Annotated in this window: 16 protein-coding genes and 1 pseudogene; 6 read left to right on the top strand and 11 right to left on the bottom strand. The window is 73.6% G+C overall.

Annotated features, from left to right (window positions below; translation table 11 throughout):
• The 9 genes and pseudogenes from EBO15_RS30945 to cseB all read right to left on the bottom strand — a co-directional run.
• A pseudogene (locus EBO15_RS30945) lies at positions 1 to 186 on the bottom strand (3-carboxy-cis,cis-muconate cycloisomerase); the annotation flags it as partial.
• Positions 176 to 769, bottom strand: a complete 594-nt coding sequence (gene pcaG, locus EBO15_RS30940) for a protocatechuate 3,4-dioxygenase subunit alpha (RefSeq protein ID WP_122198008.1) — start codon at positions 767 to 769, stop codon at positions 176 to 178. The gene pcaG and the pseudogene EBO15_RS30945, both read right to left, overlap by 11 nt.
• The gene (pcaH, locus tag EBO15_RS30935; RefSeq protein WP_122198007.1) at positions 769 to 1,434 is read right to left on the bottom strand and encodes a protocatechuate 3,4-dioxygenase subunit beta; all 666 of its coding nucleotides are present in this window, start codon (positions 1,432 to 1,434) and stop codon (positions 769 to 771) included. Before pcaH ends, pcaG begins: the two co-directional genes overlap by 1 nt.
• A 9-nt stretch (positions 1,435 to 1,443) precedes the next feature.
• Positions 1,444 to 2,073, bottom strand: coding sequence for a CoA transferase subunit B (locus EBO15_RS30930; protein WP_122198006.1), 630 nt, complete (start codon positions 2,071 to 2,073; stop codon positions 1,444 to 1,446).
• Complete coding sequence (locus EBO15_RS30925; protein ID WP_122198005.1) at positions 2,073 to 2,843, bottom strand: CoA transferase subunit A; 771 nt, start codon at positions 2,841 to 2,843, stop codon at positions 2,073 to 2,075. Before EBO15_RS30925 ends, EBO15_RS30930 begins: the two co-directional genes overlap by 1 nt.
• A 237-nt stretch (positions 2,844 to 3,080) precedes the next feature.
• Positions 3,081 to 4,064 (bottom strand): sigma-70 family RNA polymerase sigma factor, encoded by a 984-nt coding sequence (locus EBO15_RS30920; protein ID WP_122198004.1) that lies wholly within the window; start codon positions 4,062 to 4,064, stop codon positions 3,081 to 3,083.
• 134 nt (positions 4,065 to 4,198) lie between these two features.
• Complete coding sequence (locus EBO15_RS30915; protein WP_199744914.1) at positions 4,199 to 5,200, bottom strand: D-alanyl-D-alanine carboxypeptidase family protein; 1,002 nt, start codon at positions 5,198 to 5,200, stop codon at positions 4,199 to 4,201.
• 182 nt (positions 5,201 to 5,382) lie between these two features.
• Positions 5,383 to 6,705 (bottom strand): sensor histidine kinase, encoded by a 1,323-nt coding sequence (locus tag EBO15_RS30910; RefSeq protein WP_233616544.1) that lies wholly within the window; start codon positions 6,703 to 6,705, stop codon positions 5,383 to 5,385.
• A 1-nt stretch (position 6,706) separates the two neighbouring features.
• A complete protein-coding gene (gene cseB / locus EBO15_RS30905; RefSeq protein WP_122198002.1) occupies positions 6,707 to 7,405 on the bottom strand; it encodes a two-component system response regulator CseB in 699 nt (232 codons plus the stop codon).
• Positions 7,406 to 7,631: 226 nt separating this feature from the next.
• Between cseB and EBO15_RS30900 the strand changes: the two genes are divergently transcribed.
• The 3 genes from EBO15_RS30900 (at position 7,632) to EBO15_RS30890 (ending at position 10,626) form a co-directional block, all read left to right on the top strand.
• A complete protein-coding gene (locus EBO15_RS30900; protein ID WP_199744913.1) occupies positions 7,632 to 8,936 on the top strand; it encodes a family 2 encapsulin nanocompartment cargo protein terpene cyclase in 1,305 nt (434 codons plus the stop codon).
• Positions 8,937 to 9,035: 99 nt separating this feature from the next.
• On the top strand, positions 9,036 to 9,878 hold the full coding sequence (locus EBO15_RS30895) for a geranyl diphosphate 2-C-methyltransferase (RefSeq protein WP_122198001.1): 843 nt from the start codon (positions 9,036 to 9,038) through the stop codon (positions 9,876 to 9,878).
• Positions 9,879 to 10,068: 190 nt separating this feature from the next.
• Positions 10,069 to 10,626, top strand: a complete 558-nt coding sequence (locus EBO15_RS30890) for a universal stress protein (protein WP_199744912.1) — start codon at positions 10,069 to 10,071, stop codon at positions 10,624 to 10,626.
• Between the two features lie 100 nt (positions 10,627 to 10,726).
• Here the strand turns inward: EBO15_RS30890 and EBO15_RS30885 are convergent, their stop codons facing one another.
• Both EBO15_RS30885 and EBO15_RS30880 read right to left on the bottom strand, forming a co-directional pair.
• Positions 10,727 to 14,095, bottom strand: coding sequence for a GH92 family glycosyl hydrolase (locus EBO15_RS30885; protein ID WP_122197999.1), 3,369 nt, complete (start codon positions 14,093 to 14,095; stop codon positions 10,727 to 10,729).
• A 189-nt stretch (positions 14,096 to 14,284) separates the two neighbouring features.
• On the bottom strand, positions 14,285 to 15,295 hold the full coding sequence (locus EBO15_RS30880; protein WP_199744911.1) for a LacI family DNA-binding transcriptional regulator: 1,011 nt from the start codon (positions 15,293 to 15,295) through the stop codon (positions 14,285 to 14,287).
• A 197-nt stretch (positions 15,296 to 15,492) separates the two neighbouring features.
• Between EBO15_RS30880 and EBO15_RS30875 the strand changes: the two genes are divergently transcribed.
• The 3 genes from EBO15_RS30875 to EBO15_RS30865 all read left to right on the top strand — a co-directional run bounded on the left by EBO15_RS30875 (position 15,493) and on the right by EBO15_RS30865 (position 18,424).
• A complete protein-coding gene (locus EBO15_RS30875; protein WP_233616543.1) occupies positions 15,493 to 16,530 on the top strand; it encodes a class I mannose-6-phosphate isomerase in 1,038 nt (345 codons plus the stop codon).
• Positions 16,531 to 16,643: 113 nt separating this feature from the next.
• Positions 16,644 to 17,408: an ATP-binding cassette domain-containing protein gene (locus tag EBO15_RS30870; protein WP_122197997.1), complete on the top strand. Its 765-nt coding sequence runs from the start codon at positions 16,644 to 16,646 to the stop codon at positions 17,406 to 17,408.
• Positions 17,405 to 18,424 (top strand): ABC transporter permease, encoded by a 1,020-nt coding sequence (locus EBO15_RS30865; RefSeq protein WP_122197996.1) that lies wholly within the window; start codon positions 17,405 to 17,407, stop codon positions 18,422 to 18,424. Before EBO15_RS30870 ends, EBO15_RS30865 begins: the two co-directional genes overlap by 4 nt.
• The last annotated feature ends 29 nt before the right edge of the window (positions 18,425 to 18,453 follow it).

Here is an 18,453-nt window from a genome sequence, read left to right as displayed (position 1 = left end):
GACGAGACCGAGCCGCGCCTGCGCGCGGGCCAGCGCCGCCTCGGCGTCCAGCAGCGCGCGCAGCCACGCGGCGTCGCCAGTCAGCGCCTCGGCGGCCGTCCCGGCGCGGACCGGCGACAGCAGGCCGACGTCGAGCGGCCCGCGACAGAGCGGCTCGTCCGTGCCGGACGGCTCGTCAGATGCCAAGGAAGACCGTCTCCCGCTCGCCCTGAAGGTGGATGTCGAAACGATAGGTCCGGGTGCCCCCCGCCTCGGACACCGCCTCCGCCACCGCCTCCGCCACCAGGGTCGGGCGGCGTTCGGCCGGGACGGCCGACAGCAGCGGGTCGGCCTCGTGCGCGCCCGCGTCCTGCGGGAAGTAGAGCCGTGTGCGGACGGGCTTCAGCAGCCCGCGCGCGAACACCAGCACCGCGATGTGCGGCGCGTCCGGGCCGCTCGCGCCCGGCTTGACCGTCCGGAACCAGTACTGGCCCGCCGGGTCGGTGGCGCAGCGGCCGAACCCGGAGAAGTCGTGCGGCGCGCGGCGCAGCCCGCCGACGCCGGACGGGACGCGCCCGTCGGCGTCGGCCTGCCAGATCTCGACGAGCGCGTCCGGGACGGGGGCGCCCGCGCCGTCCAGCACCCGGCCCCGGACGGTGATCGCGTCCGGGTGCCAGCCGGGGACGACCTCGGGGCCCTCGGCGTAGGGCAGCGCGTAGCCGAAGAACGGCCCGACGGTCTGCGACGGCGTCGGCGCGAGGTCCGGCACCGTGTCGAGGATGTCGGTCATCACGCCTCCATCGGGGTGTCGCCGAGCACGATGTCCCACTGGTAGCCGAGGGCCCACTCGGGCGTGGTCGTGTCCATGTCGAGGCGCGACACCAGCCGGTCGCGGTCCTTCTGCTCGGAGATCGACTGCATGATCGGGTCGTAGGCGAACAGCGGGTCGCCCGGGAAGTACATCTGCGTGATCAGGCGCTGGGCGAACGCCGTCCCGAAGACGGAGAAGTGGATGTGGGCGGGACGCCAGGCGTTCGGGTGGTTGCGCCACGGGTAGGCGCCCGGCTTGATCGTGACGAACCGGTAGCGGCCTTCGTCGTCGGTCAGGCAGCGTCCCGCGCCGGTGAAGTTCGGGTCGAGCGGGGCCGGGTGCCGGTCGCCGAGGTGGGCGTACCGTCCGGCGGCGTTGGCCTGCCAGACCTCGACGAGCGCGCCCCGCACCGGACGGCCCGACGCGTCCAGCAGCCGGCCGGTCACGATGATGCGCTCACCGAGCGGCTCGCCGGAGTGCTGCGCGGTGAGGTCGTCGTCCAGGCGGCCGAGTTCCTGGTGCCCGAAGACCGGGGACGCCAGCTCGATGCTGTCCGGGCCGAGTTTCGGCATCACGAGCTCCCGCGCGGGGGCGCGCAGCACCGTGCTCCGGTAGCCCGGGTACAGGTAGGGAGGATGGGTCATGCGGTGCTCCTACGCGCGGATGGGGGCGGCGGTCCGCTCGCGGACCTCGGCCTCGGTGACTCCGGGGGCGGTCTCGACGAGGGCGAGGCCGCCGGGCGTGACGTCCAGGACGGCGAGGTCGGTGATGATCCGGTCCACGCAGGCCGCGCCGGTCAGCGGCAGCGTGCAGGTCTCCACGACCTTGGACGCGCCGGACCGGTCGGTGTGCGTCATCACCGCGATGACGCGGCGCGCGCCGTGCACCAGGTCCATCGCGCCGCCCATGCCCTTGATCATCTTTCCGGGGACGGACCAGTTGGCGAGGTCGCCGCGGGCCGACACCTGCATCGCGCCCAGCACGGCGACGTCGATGTGCCCGCCGCGGATCATCCCGAACGACAGGGACGAGTCGAAGTAGGACGCGCCCGGCAGGACGGTCACCGTCTCCTTGCCCGCGTTGATCAGGTCCGGGTCGACACCGTCCTCGTCCGGGTACGGGCCGACGCCGAGGACGCCGTTCTCGGCGTGCAGCACGACGTCCCGTCCGGCGGGCACGTGGTTGGGGATCAGCGTGGGCAGGCCGATGCCCAGATTGACGTACGCGCCGTCCGGCAGCTCGGCCGCGGCGCGCGCCGCGATCTCGTCTCGGTTCCAGGGCATCAGTCCCGCACCTCCCGGACGATCCGCTTCTCGATCGGCTTGTCGGCGGCCTGCTCCGCCGTCAGCGGGACGACCCGCTGCACGAACACGCCGGGCAGGTGGACGTGGTCCGGGTCGATGTCGCCCGGCTCGACCAGCTCCTCGACCTCGGCGATCGTGACCCGCCCGGCCATCGCGCACAGCGGGTTGAAGTTGCGGGCGGCCTTGTCGAACACGAGGTTCCCGTGCCGGTCGCCCTTCGCCGCGCGGACCAGCGCGAAGTCGGTGGTGATCGACTCCTCCAGCACGTAGGACCGGCCGCCGAACTCGCGCACCTCCTTGGCGGGGGACGCGACCGCGACCGAGCCGTCCGGCGCGTACCGCCAGGGCAGCCCGCCGTCGGCGACCAGCGTGCCGACGCCCGCCGGGGTGTAGAAGGCGGGGATGCCCGCGCCGCCCGCGCGCAGCCGCTCGGCGAGCGTGCCCTGCGGCATCAGCTCGACCTCGATCTCACCGCCGAGGTACTGGCGCGCGAACTCCTTGTTCTCGCCCACGTAGGAACCCATCGCGCGGGCGATCCGGCCGGCCGCGAGCAGCCGCCCGAGGCCCCGGCCGTCCAGCCCGCAGTTGTTGGACACCACGCGAAGGCGGTCGGCCCCGCGCTCGTACAGCGCGCCGATGAGCACCGCGGGGACCCCGCAGAGCCCGAACCCGCCCACCGCGAGCGAGGCGCCGCCGCCGATGTCGGCGACCGCCTCCGCCGCCGAGGCCACGACCTTGTCCGAACCCACTGCCGTTCCGCCTCCCGATCGCTTCGGGGCCGTCCGGGCGGCGCGCGCGGACGCGCGGGGGCCGCCGGGTTGCCCGTCGGGACACCCTCCCAGCGGCCCGGGAACACACGAGGCGGGGTTTTCCGCCCAGCGGAAAACCCGCTGGGCGGAAACCGGCCAGCGGCGTCGGACACCGGGCCGCCGGTCGACCGCAGCGCCCTCGGCTCCCTCGGCTCCCTCAGGCGGTCTCAGGCGGTCTCAGGCGGTCTCGGGCAGGCCGAAGGACGCGAACAGCCGGGTGTCGAAGAACACCGACGCGTGCTGGATGCCGCCGCGCGTGACGTCGAGGACCTGGAGCTGGAAGGGGCGGTACACCCCGTCGTCGCCCTGCCTGTAGGCCGCGTAGGCGGGCTGGCCGTTCGCGCCGGTCGGCAGCAGCCGGAACAGGGCCGGCCGCTGCCCGCACTGCGCCTTCATGAGACGCGCGATGTGGCCGGGCCCCCGGAACCACTGGGGGAAGGGCGGCATCTCCCACACCGCGTCCTCCTTGAAGAGCTCCAGGAGGCCCTCGATGTCGGCCTCCTCGAACGCCTTGGCGTAGCGCTCCAGCAGGTAGCGCTGCCCAGGGTCGGTCGGCTCGACGAGGTTGTCGCGCTCGGGGACGGTCTCCTCCAGCTGCGCGCGGGCGCGCTGGAGGGCGCTGTTCACCGCGGCCGTGCTGATGCCGAACAGTTCCGCGACCTCGGCCGCCCGCCACTTCAGGACGTCCCGCAGGATCAGCGTGACGCGCTGCCGGGCGGGCAGGTGCTGGAGCGCCGCGACGAACGCGAGCCGGGTGCTCTCGCGGGCCGCGACGATCGACGCCGGGTCGGCCGGGTCGGCGCCGAGCAGGCCGTCCGGGGCCGGTTCCAGCCAGGGCACCTCGGGGGCCGCGACGACCGGGCGCTCCGGCTCCTCGCTGGGGCCGCCGAGGCCGGTCGGCATGGGCCGCGTGCCGCGCTGCTCGATGGCGGTCAGGCAGGCGTTCGTCGCGATCCGGTAGAGCCAGGTGCGCAGCGAGGACCGCCCCTCGAAGCCGCCGTAGGACCGCCAGGCCCGCAGGTAGGTCTCCTGGACGAGGTCCTCCGCGTCGTGGACCGAGCCGACCATCCGGTAGCAGTGCGCCATCAGCTCCCGTCGGTACGGGTCGACGAGCTCCTCGAACTCCCGCTCCTGCGGCTTCCCGGCGGTGCTGTTCGCCATCTGGGGTCACCCTCACTGACCGACGCGGTGGGCTGGGACCGACGATCCGACCGTAGGCGACGCCACCGACATTTTCGTGGCCGACGTCACAGTCCGGCCACCCAGATTACGCGAAAGCCCAGGTCAGGCCCTGGTCAGGAGCGGGGCCCGGCCGCCTGGAACGGGGTGGCGGCCTCCGCGGCCGTCCGCGCGGTGACCAGCCGCCGGACGGCCCCGAGGAGCCTGCGGCTGCCGTCGAACGCCGCCTCCAGCTTCCCGTCCAGGCTCGTCCCGGCCCCGCCCTGCCGCAGGACGACCCCGAGGACCAGCCGCGCGCGGTCCCCGGCCCCCACCCGCGCGGCCCACATCAGCGCCCCGCCCGCCGGGGTGCTGGACCCGGTCTTGAGACCCACCACGTCCGGCTCGTCCAGCAGCCGGTTGGTGTTCCGGACGACCCCGACACCCGGCACGGTCGCCTCCCGGGCGGCGACGACGGCGGCCAGGGCGGGCTCCCCCATCGCCACCCTGGCCAGCGCGAGCTGGTCGACGGCGGTGCTGACGGTGCTGGCCTCGTAGCCGCTGGCGCCGGTGTACACGGTGTCCCGCATGCCGAGCCGCGCGGCGGCGGCGTTCATCTTCGCGACGAACGCCTTCTCGGACCCCGCGTCCCAGCGGGCCAGGAGCCGCGCGACGTTGTTCGCCGAGGGGAGCAGCATCAGCTGGAGCATCCGCCGCTGGCTGAACCGCTGCCCCTCCCCGAGGAAGACCGTCGACTCGTCCCGGTTGCCCGACTCGCGGGACGCCGTCCGGTCGATCGTGATGGACGGCCCGTCCTCGCCCGCCCGCAGCGGGTGGTCGCGCAGGACGACGTAGGCCGTCATCACCTTCGTGACGCTGGCGATCGCCACCCGCTTCTGCTCGCCGCCGGTGACCGGGCCGCCCAGGCCCTCGATCTCGACGGCGCCCTGCCCCGTCCCGGGCCACGGCAGCCCCAGGCGGTCCCCCGGCTCCGCGCCGCGCCCGCCCGGGACGGGCCCCTGGCCGAGCGCGAACGCCACCCCGACGGCCAGCAGCCCGGTGAACACCGCGCCGATCAGGAGCATCGGGCCGGGCGCGCGCAGGCGGCCGCCGCGCCGGGCGGGCGAAGGGGTTGTCACGACATGCCTCCAAGGGATCGGCGTGCGCCTTCCCGCGCACACCGACCACCCTGCGAGGGGCGGATGTCGGCCCCGTCGGAACCGTGTACCGGCCACCGCTTGATCGCGTATCGGCCGTGTATCACCGCCGGCCGGACGCCACCTCAGGCCATGACCTCAGGCCATGACCTCAGCCCAGGACGTCAGCCCGGAACGCCGTCGGACGTCCCTTCGTCGGACGCGGCGAACCGGACGGTCACGGCCGCCCCGCCGTCCGGCGCGTTCGCGAACCGCAGCCGCGCGCCGATCACCCGCGCCTGCCCGGCGGCGATGGTCAGCCCCAGGCCGTGGCCCCGGCCGCGCTCGGGCGTCCCGGTCCGGAACCGCCGGGGCCCGTCGGCCCGCAGTTCCGCGAGCAGGTCGTCCGGCAGGCCCGGCCCGTGGTCACGGACGGTGACCACGACGTCGCCGCCGTCCCGTGCGACCCGCACCTCCACCGGCGGACGGCCGTGCCGGTGCGCGTTGATCACCAGGTTCGCCACGATCCGGTCGAGCCTGCGCGGGTCGGTCTCGGCGACCGGCGCGCCGTCCACCGCGACCCGCGCGTCCAGGCCGGTGCGCCGCACCGACTCGGCGACGACCTCGCCCACGGGCACCGGGGCGAGGTCGGCGTGCTCGGCCCCCGCGTCCAGGCGGGAGATCTCCAGCAGGTTCTCCACCAGCGCGCGCAGGACGCCGACCCGGTCCCGGACGAACCCGGTCGCCTCCCCCTCGGGCAGCAGCTCGGCGGACGTCACCAGCCCCATCAGCGGCGTCCGCAGCTCGTGCGCGACGTCCGCGGTGAAGGACTGCTCGGCGCGCAGCCGCTCCTGGAGGGCGGCGGCCATCGTGTCCACGGCCGCCGCCATCTCGGTGACCTCGTCGTGGACCCGCCCGGACGCGCCGATGCGCGCGTCCAGGTCGCCGTCCGCGATGCGCCGGGCCGTGGCCGCCGCGTGCCGCACCCGCCGCCGCAGCCGCAGCGCGACGAGGATCCCGGCCGGGACGGCGACGGCGACCGTGAGCGCGCCCGCCCCGGCGAGGTTGCGGTCGAGCGCGGCGAGATCACGCCGGTTCGCGCTCATGTCCACCCACACGGCCCCCATGCCGCCGCCGCCGAGCGGGGTGACCGCCCACATCCGCGGGCCGTTCCGGACGCGGGTGTCGTACCAGACGCCCTCCTTCCCGGCCCGGCCGATCGCGGCGACCTCGGGCGGCATCTCGGCCGGGTCGGTGATGAGGTCCCGCAGCGCCCCGCCCGTCCGCTCGGACGTGGTGACCTCCTGCTGCAGGCTCGTCATCGCCCGGCTCCGGCCCTCGGTCATCATCCGGTCCTGGCTCAGCCGGTGGACGAGCAGCCCGTCCGCCACCGCGACCGCGAGCGCGGCCGCCGCGACGAGCGAGCCGATCTTCCAGGGCAGCGACCGGAACACCGGCCGCCGTCCCCGCCGTTCGCCGCCCATGCCGCCGGCCCTGTCAGCGCCCATGTCAGCGCCGCAGCTTGTAGCCGAAGCCGCGGACCGTCTCGATCCGCTCGGCGCCGATCTTGGCCCGGAGCCGCTGGACGGCCAGGTCCACGACCCGGCTGTCGCCGTCCCAGGCGTGGTCCCAGACGTTGCCGAGCAGCGTCCTGCGGCCCAGCACGACGCCGGGCTGCGCCGCGAACTCCAGCAGCAGCCGCAGCTCGGTCGGGGTCAGCGCCACCGGGCGGCCGTCCCGGCGCACCTCCATGCCCGCGGTGTCGACGGTGACGTCCCCGAAGGTCAGCACGGCGCCGGACTCCCCCGGCCCGCCCCCGGCGGCCGCCCAGTCGGTGCTGCGCCGCAGCACCGACCGGATCCGCGCCACCAGGACGGCCGTGTCGACCGGCTTCACCACGTAGTCGTCCGCGCCCGCCTCCAGCCCGGACACCACGTCGAGGCCGTCGCCGCGCGCCGACATCATGACGATCGGGACCAGGCTCGTCTCCCGGATCCGGCGGCACAGCCCGATCCCGTCCAGGCCGGGCAGCATGACGTCCAGCAGGAGGACGTCGTGAACGGGGCCGCCGTCGCCGCCCGCGCGGAACGCCTCCAGCCCCGCCAGCCCGTCCGGCGCGGTCTCGACCGTGTAGCCGTAGCGCTCCAGCGCCAGCCCCACCGTCCTGCGGATCACCTCGTCGTCCTCGACGAGGAGCACGTGCGTCATCGCGTCCCGTCCCCCTGTGTCGTCCCCCGGCGCACGAGGCTACCCGGCCCGCTTCCAGGCCCATGTGACCCGCGGGACCGGTGGACCTCACCAGATGGTTATTCACGTTGGGAATCGGTGTCACTACGTTTTGTAATCGCGGCGTGGCGGTCACGCCCGGTCCGTTCCGGCGGAAGGCAGGTCAGTGGTGGACACCCGTTCCGAAGCGCCCCCTGCGGCGGCCCCGATGGACCTGTCCGAGGCGATCGGCCCCCTCCCCGCAGGGCCCAGCGGCCTCGGCACCTCGGGCTGCCGGATCGGCTCGATGGTCCCCGTCCTCGACGTCCCTGAGCCGCTGAGCCCGCCCGAGCCCGCCGAGATCCTGCTGGAGACCCCCGAGCTGGAGAGCCCCGAGGTCCCGGAGGTTCCGCTGCCCGAGGCCGCCGACCTCCCCGAACCGCACCCGGAGCCCGCTCCCGTCTCCGAACCCGTCCCTGTCCCCGAACCCGTCCTCGTCCCCGCACCGCGGCTCGAGCCGGATCCGGAACCCGCGGCCCAGGACGGCGACGACGCCTCGTCCCGGCGCATCAAGGGCCTGAAGTTCCACCCGCCGCTGCGGGACGACCGCGCCCTGGCCGACCGGGTCAACGAGCGCCTCATGGAGTGGGCCGAGAAGGAGATCGAGCTCTACCCCGGCGACGAGCTGCGCGCGATGTTCCTCGCGTTCGACCCCGGCCGCTCGGTCGTGATGTGCCACCCGGACGCGGCGTCCTTCGAGCACCTGGTCGCCGCCGGGATGCTGTACATCGGCGAGAACGCCGTGGACGACTACTTCTGCGAGCCCGACCTCGGCGGCTCGCCCGAGGGGCTCGGCGCACGGCTGCTGGTCGCGCAGACCGCGATCGACCCGCTGCACACGGCCAAGGAGCAGGTCCCGAAGTGGCTGGCCGGGATCGCCTCGCATCCTGCGCTGCGCTCGATGCGGTCGGCCATGAACTACTTCGAGCGGATCGCCACGCCCGCGCAGGCCCACCGGTACCGGCACGACATCTGCAACCTCTACCTGGGGTACTGCGCCGAGGCCGCCTGCATCCAGACGGGCCGGACGCCCTCGGTGTGGGAGTACCTGGCGCACCGGCAGTTCAACAACTTCCGCCCCTGCCTGACGATCACCGACGCCGTCGGCGGCTACGAGCTGCCCGCGTCGATGTTCGCCCGCCCGGACGTGCAGCGCGCGACCGGGCTCGCGTCGAACGCCAGCACGATCGTCAACGACCTGTTCTCGCTGCGCAAGGAGATGGCCCAGGAGCGCGTCCACCACAGCCTGCCGACCGTCATCGCGGACGAGGAGGACTGCGGGATCGAGGAGGCGTTCCAGAAGACCATCGACATCCACAACGAGCTGATGGACGACTTCGAGTCGCTGTCGGCGCTGCTCGCCCCGACCGACCCGGTCCTGGCCCGCTACCTGGCGGGGCTGTCGAACTGGGTCGCGGGCAACCACGAGTGGCACTCCGGGCTGGTCGGCACCAGGTACGCCACGTCGCCCTGAGCCGCCGCCCGGGACGGTCCGCCACGGCGTCGCCACTGCGGACCGCCGCTCCCCATGCTCTCCTTCCCCCCTTTTCCGAGCACCACGAGGAGATGATCCATGTCCCAGCCCGCTCTGACCGCCTACCAGGGTGACGTCGCCGCCTACTGGAACGCCGAGGCCGATCCGGTGAACATCCGGCTCGGCGAGGTGGACGGGTTCTTCCACCACCACTACGGCATCGGCGACCCGGCGCCCGGCGTCGCCGACGGGGGCGACGAGGCGGTGATCTCCGACCTGCACCGCCTGGAGTCCGCGCAGGCGCACCTGCTGCTGGACAACCTGGCCTACGCGGGCGGCGGGCTCGGGCCCGAACACCGCGTCCTGGACGCCGGGTGCGGCCGCGGCGGCAGCAGCTTCCTGGCCAACCAGCGCTTCGGCTGCCGGGTCGACGGCGTGTCCATCTCCGCCAAGCAGGTGAACTTCGCCAACGAGCAGGCCGCGCAGCGCGGCGTCGCCGACCGGGTCGCGTTCCACCTGGCGAACATGCTCGACACGGGCCTGCCCGCCGGGGAGTTCCACTCCATCTGGAACAACGAGTCCACCATGTACGTCGACCTCTACGACCTGTTCGCCGCGCACTCCCGGCTGCTGGCCCGCGGCGGGCGCTACGTCACGATCACCGGCTGCTACAACGACGTCTACGGGCAGATCCCGTCCAAGGCGGTCTCGACGATCAACGCGCACTACGAGTGCGGCGTCCACTCGCGGCGGACCTACTTCGCGGCGATGGCCGCCAACCGGCTGATCCCCGCCCGCGTCCTCGACCTGACCGCCGCGACCATCCCCTACTGGGAGCTGCGGGCGAGGTCGTCGGTGGCGACGGGGATCGAGGAGGCGTTCCTGTCGTCCTACAAGGACGGCTCGTTCCAGTACCTGCTGATCGCGGCCGACCGGGTCTGAGGGGGCGCCGGAGGACGGCGGACGCGGCCCGATCGGAGGTCATCCGGCGGGCCGCGCGGGTCATGTGGACGTCTCCGGCGAGAAACCCGCGGTTCAACGCGTGTAAACACTTCCACCCGGGCGGGTAAGGCTGCACCCTGGATGGCACACATGCCGCAGGGACGGTGGCAGGCTCCCGCAGGAGGGGACCGTGATCGTGAGACCGGAGGGCGGACCGCGCGTCGTCGTGGGCGTGGACGACTCGCCCGGGGCGCGCTGCGCGCTGTCGTGGGCCATCGGCGAGGCCCGGCTCCGCGGCCTGCCGCTGCTGGTGGTGCACGCCGCGCCGCTGCCGCCGCATGTGTCGGCCGCGGGGCAGATCGGCTGCGGCATCACCGACGCGCTGCGCTCGGCGGGCGCCGACCTGATCTCCCGGACGCTCGCCGAGGTGGCGGGCGGGCCCCCGTCCGGCGTCGAGCTGACCGAGCTGGCGCTGGTCGGCGAGCCGGGCGCGACGCTGGTCCGCCTGGCCCGCGACGACGACATCCTGGTGGTCGGGCACGGCGACCGGAGCCTGTTCTCCCGGATCGTCCGGCCGTCGGTGCGGCTGCACTGCGCCCGGCGGACGCGGGCGACGCTGGTGTGCGTCCGGCCGCCGTCGTTCGACTCGCTGATCGACTCGCTGTCCGTCCCGGACGACCCGGAGGGCGCCGTGGCCGAGCCGCCGCTGTTCCGCCGCCTCGCCCGGCGCCGCCGCCGGACGGTCTGACCCGCGTCTTGGCGCTGGCCCATGGGCGTCCCGACGGCGTCCTGGCAACGCGCGCGGCCCCGGAACCGGACGGTTCCGGGGCCGCCGTCATGCGTGGGGATCAGGAGAAGGACCAGGCGAACACGTGGAGCGAGCCGCCTCCGGTCGCGGGGGCGTTCAGGGTGAGGCTCCTGACCTGCTTGCCGGCCGCGAGGCCGATGGGCGCCGAGGCGAAGACGTAGACGTTGATCTTCTGCGAGCCGCCGTCGGAGGAGTTCCGGTAGGGGGTCTTGAGCACCGTCTGGTTGCCGTACTTGGGCGGGTAGGCGTCCGCGCCGAGCGCCCAGTCGGAGAACGCGAGGTCGGACTTCTGCGTCGTGCCGTCGGTGTAGGTGATCGTGACGCTGGACGCGCTGTCGCCGTTGCCTCCCGCGCCGAGGAACGCCAGCTTCGTTCCCTGCGGGGGCTGCGGCAGGTCGATCGTCTGTCCCTGCGCCTGGACGTTGTCGAACTGCCCCGGCTGCCGTGACGGCCAGGTGAAGGTGAAGCCGTTCCAGGTCAGCGGGGATCCGGGCTTGGCCCCGGCGGACGCCAGCGCCTGCGAGGAGTAGGACCAGCCGCCGCCGTCGAAGTCGGCGGCCCCGGACGTCCCGTCGGACGAGATGGCCGCGTTGTTCTGGTACCACTCGATCGTGCCCTTGTGGGCGACGTTCACCGACACGGCGGCCTGGCCCGCTCCGGAGACGTCGAACGGCACGGAGTAGATGTCGACCTTGGCGTCCGCGGCGGCCGACAGCGTGACCTGCTGTTCCGCTTGGCCGTGGTCGGGGACCGCGAGGGTTCCGGAGGACGGGCTGACGGTGACGCCCGCGGGCGGCTTGGCCGTCCAGGACACGTCTCCGCCCTTGCCGAGCGCCTGCACCTTCAGGGTCGTGGTCACGGTGCCGCCCGGTTCGACCGCGGCGATGCCGGGGTCGGCGGCCGAGATGAACGCGTGCGCGCCCTCGTTGAAGGACGGCGGCCGGTCGCCGTCGCCCGTGCCGAGCGTGGTGTTCGGCTGCGCGCCCATCGTGTAGTCGAGCCGTCCGCCGCCGTTGGTGAACGACTCGGGCAGCCACAGCCGCGACGAGTCCCGGCCGTTCACCTTGAGGGACTGGACGTAGGGGTTCGCCGACGCGCCCGGGGCGTTGATCGTGAAGTGCTGCCCGGACGAGCGGCCGATCTCCACCTTGTCGAAGGCGGGGCCGTTCACGACGAGCTCGGCGCGTCCCGGGATCACCGGGTACATGCCGATCGACGCCCACACGTACCAGGCGGACATCGTGCCGAGGTCGTCGTTGCCGACCAGGCCGCCGGGCGTCGGCTTGTACAGCTCGTTGCGGGCGCGGTTCACGACGTCCTGGGTCTTGTAGGGCGTGCCGGTCCAGGCGTACAGCCACGGTGTCTGGAGGGACGGTTCGTTGCCGAGGTAGGCGTACGGCTCGTGCGGCCCGGCGTTGAGCTTGGTGAAGAAGGCGTCGAGGCGCTTGGCCGCCGCGTCCCGGCCTCCGACCAGGTCGAACAGGCCGCCGACGTTCTGGTAGGCCATCCAGCTGTACTGGGCGCCGTTGCCCTCGACGTACCAGTTGGAGTCGGCCGGGTCGAACGGGGTGAGGAACGAGCCGTCGGACAGGCGCGGCTGGATCCAGCCGGTCGACGGGTTGAAGACGTTCTGCCAGTTCTGCGCGCGGCTCATGAACGCGTCCGCGGTGGACGTGTCGCCGAGGCGCCTGGCGAGCTGCGCGATGCCGAAGTCGGCGAGGCCGTACTCCAGCGTCGTGGACGTGTCGCCGGGCACGAAGCCGCGCTGGAGGTAGGCGCCGTTGCCCGGGCGCTCGGTGTACCCGGACTTCGCGCCGACCCGGTTCGCGCCGTCCACCATCGCGGCGAGCGCGCCCTTGGCGTCGAAGTCGCGCGCGCCGAACGCGTAGGCGGACGCGAGGATCGAGTGGTACGGGTCGCCGACCATGACGCCGGTGACGGTGTTCTGGTGCGACCAGCGGTCCCACACGTTCCCGATCTGGTGCGCGTCGTCGTACATCGACTGGGCGATGTCGGAACCGACGTCCGGGGCGAGGAACGAGATGAGCTGCGCCTCGCTGCGGTAGATGTCCCAGCCGGAGAACGTCGCGTACTGGTGGTGGCCGGGCCGCACCTTGTGCGTGCGGTAGTCGAAGCCGGTGTAGGTGCCGTCCACGTCGTCGAACACGTACGGCTGGAGCAGCGCGTGGTAGAGCGCGGTGTAGAACGTGCGCAGCCGGTCGTCGGACCCGCCGCTCACCTTCACCTGGCCGAGCCTCGCGCGCCACGCGTCGGAGGCGGACGCGCGGACCTGGTCGAAGCCGCGGCCGCCGATCTCGGCCTTGAGGTTGGCGCGCGCGCCGGCCAGGCTCACGTACGACAGCCCGGTCCGCATCTGGACGGGCTTGGCGGGGTCGAACTGCAGGTAGACGCCGGAGCCGGGGCCCTTGACGTTGACGCCGCCGGTGAAGGCGCGCTGGTTCCGGACGGGCTTGCCGCTGGGCGTGTTGTTGAGCCGTCCGGACGGCTTGGGCGTCTGCGGGACGCGGTCCGGGGACTTGCCGCGGGCGACGGCGTCGCCCGGCTCGACCGAGTCGTCCTTCCAGGTGCCGAACGCCTTGACGGGCTGGTCGAAGGTGGCGTGGAAGTACACGTAGTAGCGGGTTCCCGCGCCGCAGAAGCCGCCGGTCTTGGCCCAGCCCTCGACGGTGTTGCCGTTGACGGTGGCCTCGGCGTCGTCCACGCCGTGGATGGAGCCGGTGACGTTCAGCAGCAGCGTGCCGGGCTTGCCGGTGGGGAAGGTGAACCTTCCGACGCCGCCGCGGGTGGACGCGGTCAGCTCGGTCTTCACGCCCGCGTCGTCGGTCACCGAGTAGTAGCCGGGGCTCGCCTTCTCGTCGTCGTGCTTGAACGTCCGCACGTAGTCGTCGCCGTGGGTGGCGGGCGAGTTCCCGACCGTGCCGGACAGCGGGATCACGGGGAAGTCCTGCGCGCCGGTGCAGCCGGGGCCGGAGATGTGGGTCATGGAGAACCCGCGCAGGCGGTCGTCCTCGTACTTGTAGCCGCCGCCCGCGTTGCGGACGGTGTCGGGGCTCCACTGCATCATGCCGAACGGGACGACCGCGCCGGGGAAGTTCTCCCCCGCGCCGCCGCCGTGGCCGAAGTCGGGGCCGCCGTCCTGGGTGCCGACGAAGGTGTTGACGTAGGCGGCCGGGTCGGACGCGGCCTGGACGGTCTGCGCGGCCGCGACGGGGAGCAGGGGGATCAGGAGCAGGGCGGAGGGGACGGCGAGGCGCCGTCCGAACCGGGGGGTGAGGTGGGGTGTGAGACGGGGGGCGAGGCGGGTTCCCGCACGGCGGGCGGTGGTCCGCCCGTCGCGGTGTCTGCGCCGTCCTTCCGGACGCCACCGGTGGGGACGCGGCCTGTGCATACGCGCTCCTTCGAGACAACGTTGTCAGGACGCCCTGAATCGTGAGGCCCGACCTCAGGCGCGTCAAGGGCCCAATCAAGCACCAAGAACCTCAACCAGGCCGAAAACACGCGGCAGCCTCGGGCAATACCGATGACAACGTTGTCCAGGTCTTGACCGTTCACGGCCGACCGGGGAGGGCGGAGCAGGTCAGCGGGAGCCCGGGCCGCGGCGGACCAGGCGGGTGGGGAGGACGGTCTCGGCGGGCCAGGAGCGGTCGCCGCCGATCCGCTCGAAGAGCCGGGCGGCGGCCGTGCGGCCGAGCTCGCCCACGTCGTAGGCGATGACGGTGAACGGGCGCGGCATGAGGTCGGCGAGCTCGAAGTCGTCGAAGCCGAGCAGGTCGGCGTCCTGGCCGCGGCGGCCGAGCTCGGCCAGCACCCCGACGGTGATCCGGTTGTTGCCGCAGAAGAACGCGGTCGGCGGGTCGTCCTCGCGCATCATCGCGGCGGCGGCGGACGCGGCCTGGTCGGGGTGGCCGACCTCCGTCCTGACCAGGGCGTCGTCGTAGGGGACGCCGGCCTCGGCGAGGGTGGCGCGGACCCCGGCGAGGCGCTCGCGCGCGCTGTAGATCGTGGTGGAGTCGCTGATCACGCCGATCCGGCGGTGGCCGCGCTCCAGCAGCTCCTCGACCCCGGCCCGGGTGCCGCCGGCGTTGTCGATGAGCACGCTGTCGGCCAGGATGCCCGCGGGCGGCCGGTCCAGGAACACCACCTGGGTGTTCATCTCCAGCTCGGGGCGCATGTAGGAGTGGTCGCCGCCGGCCGGGACGATGATCAGGCCGTCCACCCGGCGCTGGCACAGCTCGAGGAACAGCTGCCGTTCGAGCTCGGGGCTCTCCTCGGAGCTGGCGGTGATGAGGTGGGTGCCGCGCTCGCGCGCGTACCGTCCGACGGCGGCGGCGAGCGCCGAGTAGAACGGGTTGGCCAGGTCCTCGATGATGAGGCCGATCGTGGCCGTGCGCCGCCCCGACCTCAGCGAACTCGCGATGTGGTTGCGGCGGAAGCCGAGGCTGCCGATCGCGGCGAGCACCCGCTCGGTGACCTCGGGGCGCACCGAGGGCGCGTTGTTGATGACCCGGGACACCGTCTTGACGCTCACCCCGGCGGCCGCGGCGACGTCGGAGATCGTCGGGCGGCGGGGCTTGTCCTCGTTCGTCACGGTCCAACGTTATCCCCGCCGGGACGGACCGGACGGCCGCGCGCGCGGATCGTCCGGTTCCGGAGACGCGGTGCGAGCGGGGGTTTCGCGGTCCCGCCGGGTCACGGCCCGGTCACGGCGACCGATCGGGTGTTGACAACGATGTCATTCCGGCCGATGTTGGGCGCGACGGCACCGACCGAGAGGTGGACCGACGCGTGCGACCCCTCCCCCTGCCCGCCAACCAGCCGCGCCACTTCTACCGGGGCGGCTCCTCGATCGCCCGGTTCCGGGGCGTGCGCCCGCCCGACGACCGGCGTCCCGAGGACTGGGTCGGTTCGGCGACCGGCCGGATCGACGACGCCTCCGCCGGGGTGACCGTGCTCCCGGACGGCCGCCCGCTGCCCGACGCGGTCGCCGCCGACCCGGCCGGGTGGCTCGGCCCCGCGCACCTGCGCCGCTGGGGCCCGTCCACGGCGCTGCTGGTCAAGCTGCTGGACGCCGGGCAGCGGCTCCCGGTGCACTGCCATCCGAGCCGCGAGTTCGCGCGGGCGCACCTCGGTAGCGCGTTCGGCAAGACCGAGGCGTGGCTGGTGCTGGAGACCGCCGACCCCGACGGCGGGTGGGTGCGGCTCGGGTTCCGCGACGAGATCCCCGAGGAGCGGCTGCGCGTGTGGTCGGCCGAGCAGGACGTCGGCGCGATGCTCTCCGCCACCAACCTGGTACGGGTACGGCCCGGCGACGCGGTGCTGATTCCGGCCGGGATCCCGCACTCGATCGACGCGGGCGTGTTCGTCGTCGAGCTCCAGGAGCCGACCGACTTCAGCGTCATGCTGGAGTGGAAGGGTTTCGCGCCGGACGGCGACGAGACCGGGCATCTGAAGCTCGGCTGGGACGTCGCCTTGCAGTGCGTCGACCGGAGGGCCTGGACCCCGGACGAGGCCGCCGCGCTCGTGCGCACGCGCGACCAGATGCCCGTCACCGGCGAGGGAGCACGACGTGTCCTGCCGGAGGCGGCCGACCCGTTCTTCCGCGCCGAACTCGCCGGGGACGGAACCGTGTTCTCGCCGAGTTTCGCGGTTCTGGTCGTCCTGCGCGGGGAGGGCGAGTTGCGGTTCGACGGCGGAAGCCAGCGGGTCCGAAGCGGGCAGACCGTGCTGGTGCCGTACGACGCGGGCCCGACGAGCCTGCACGGGCGCGGGCTGGACGTCCTGCGCTGCCTGCCGCCCGCGCCCGAGGAGACGGAGGCCGGATGAGCGCGGGACCGGACACACCGCCGCCGGACACACCGCCGCGGACCGCGGCGCCACAGAACCCGGCACCACACCACTCGGAACCACGGCGCTCAGCGCCGCGCGGCGCCTCGACGATGGACGCGCCGCTGCTCGAGGCCACGGGCATCGTGAAGAGCTACGGGCACGTGGAGGCGCTGCGCGGCGCGGACTTCGCCGTCCACGCGGGCGAGGTCGTCGCGCTCATCGGCGACAACGGCGCGGGCAAGTCCACCCTCACCAAGATCCTCTCCGGGGTGGAGCGGCCGGACGCCGGGACGATCCGCATGGACGGCGTGCCCGTCGCGTTCGACCGCGTGGAGCGGGCGCGCGCGGCCGGGGTCGAGACCGTCCACCAGGACCTCGCGCTGTGCGCGCAGCTCACCCCCGCCGCGAACTTCTTCCTCGGCCGGGAGGTGCTGCGCGGCGGAATGCTCGGGCGGCTCGGCTTCCTCGACCACCGCGCGATGCGCGAGCGGACCCGCGCCGAGTGCGAGCGGCTCGGCGTCCGGCTGAAGTCCGACACCGTCCCGGTCTCGACGCTGTCCGGCGGGCAGCGGCAGGGCGTCGCGGTGGCGCGCGCGGTGACCTGGGCGCGGCGCGTGGTGTTCATGGACGAGCCGACCGCCGCGCTCGGCGTCGTCCAGACCGGGCGGGTGCTGGACCTGATCCGGCGCGTCCGGGACACCGGGGTCGCGGTCGTCCTGATCAGCCACAACATGCAGGACGTCAAGGCGGTGTCGGACCGGATCGAGGTGCTCCGGCTCGGCGCCCGCGTGGCCCGCTTCGACACCGCGTCGGTCTCGATGGAGGAGCTGGTCGCCGCCATGACCGGCGCGGCCTCGGGCGGGGAGGACCGATGAGCGTGAAGGTCGGCGAGCCGGTGGGCGCGCGCCGCGAGGACGTCCGGGGCAGGGCCGTCCTGGAGCGGGTCGCGGGCAGCCAGGTGGTGTGGATCGCGCTGATCCTGGCCGCGATGGTCGTCGTGTTCGGGGTGCTGCGCCCGCACAGCTTCGCGACGAGCTTCAACCTGCTCAACCTGGTGAGCGACGCGGCGATCCTGCTGCTGCTCGCGATCGGCATGACGTTCGTGATCGTGACGTCCGGGATCGACCTGTCGGTGGGCGGGGTGCTGGTGTTCTCCGCCGTGACCGCGGCGAAGGCGATGAGCGCGGTGGGCGCGGAGTCCGGGACGGCGCTGTGGCTCGGACCGCTGGCCGCGGTCGCGACCGGGCTGGCGTGGGGCGCGCTGAACGGGTTCGTCGTGGCGTACGGGCGGATCCCGGCGCTGATCGTCACGCTCGGGACGCTCGGGATGTCGCTCGGCGGCGCGCTGCTCATCACCGGCGGCGTGGACCTGCGCGCGTCCAGCCGCCTGAACCTCGGGCTCGGCCTCGACAAGGACCTCGGCGTCCCGGACCTGGTGTGGATCTCCGCGGCGGTGACGGTCGCGCTGGCCGTCCTGCTGGCGCAGTGCCGGTTCGGGCGGCACACCTACGCGATCGGCTCGAACACCGAGGCGGCGCGCCGCGCGGGTGTGCGGGTCGAACGGCAGCTGGTGAAGGTGTACGGGCTGGCCGGGCTGCTGGCGGGCCTCGCCGGATACCTGTCGCTGGCCAAGTACGGGATCACCGGGGTGTCGGCGCACTCGACCGACAACCTCCAGGCGATCGCGGCCGTGGTGATCGGCGGGACGAGCCTGTTCGGCGGGGTCGGGACCGTCCTCGGCACGGTCATCGGCGTGTTCATCCCGGCCGTGCTCCAGAACGGGTTCCAAATCCTCGGGGTCAAGCCGTTCTGGCAGCAGGTCGTCGTCGGCGCGGTGCTCATCGTCGCCGTCTACCTCGACCAGTGGCGCCGCCGGGCGGGCGACCACTGACGCGACCACTTCCCCCCTCTCCCCCCACA

This window comes from Actinomadura harenae (assembly GCF_003696215.1).
In the GTDB taxonomy this organism is placed as follows: domain Bacteria; phylum Actinomycetota; class Actinomycetes; order Streptosporangiales; family Streptosporangiaceae; genus Spirillospora; species Spirillospora harenae.
This window is presented reverse-complemented; position numbering and strand designations above follow the sequence as displayed.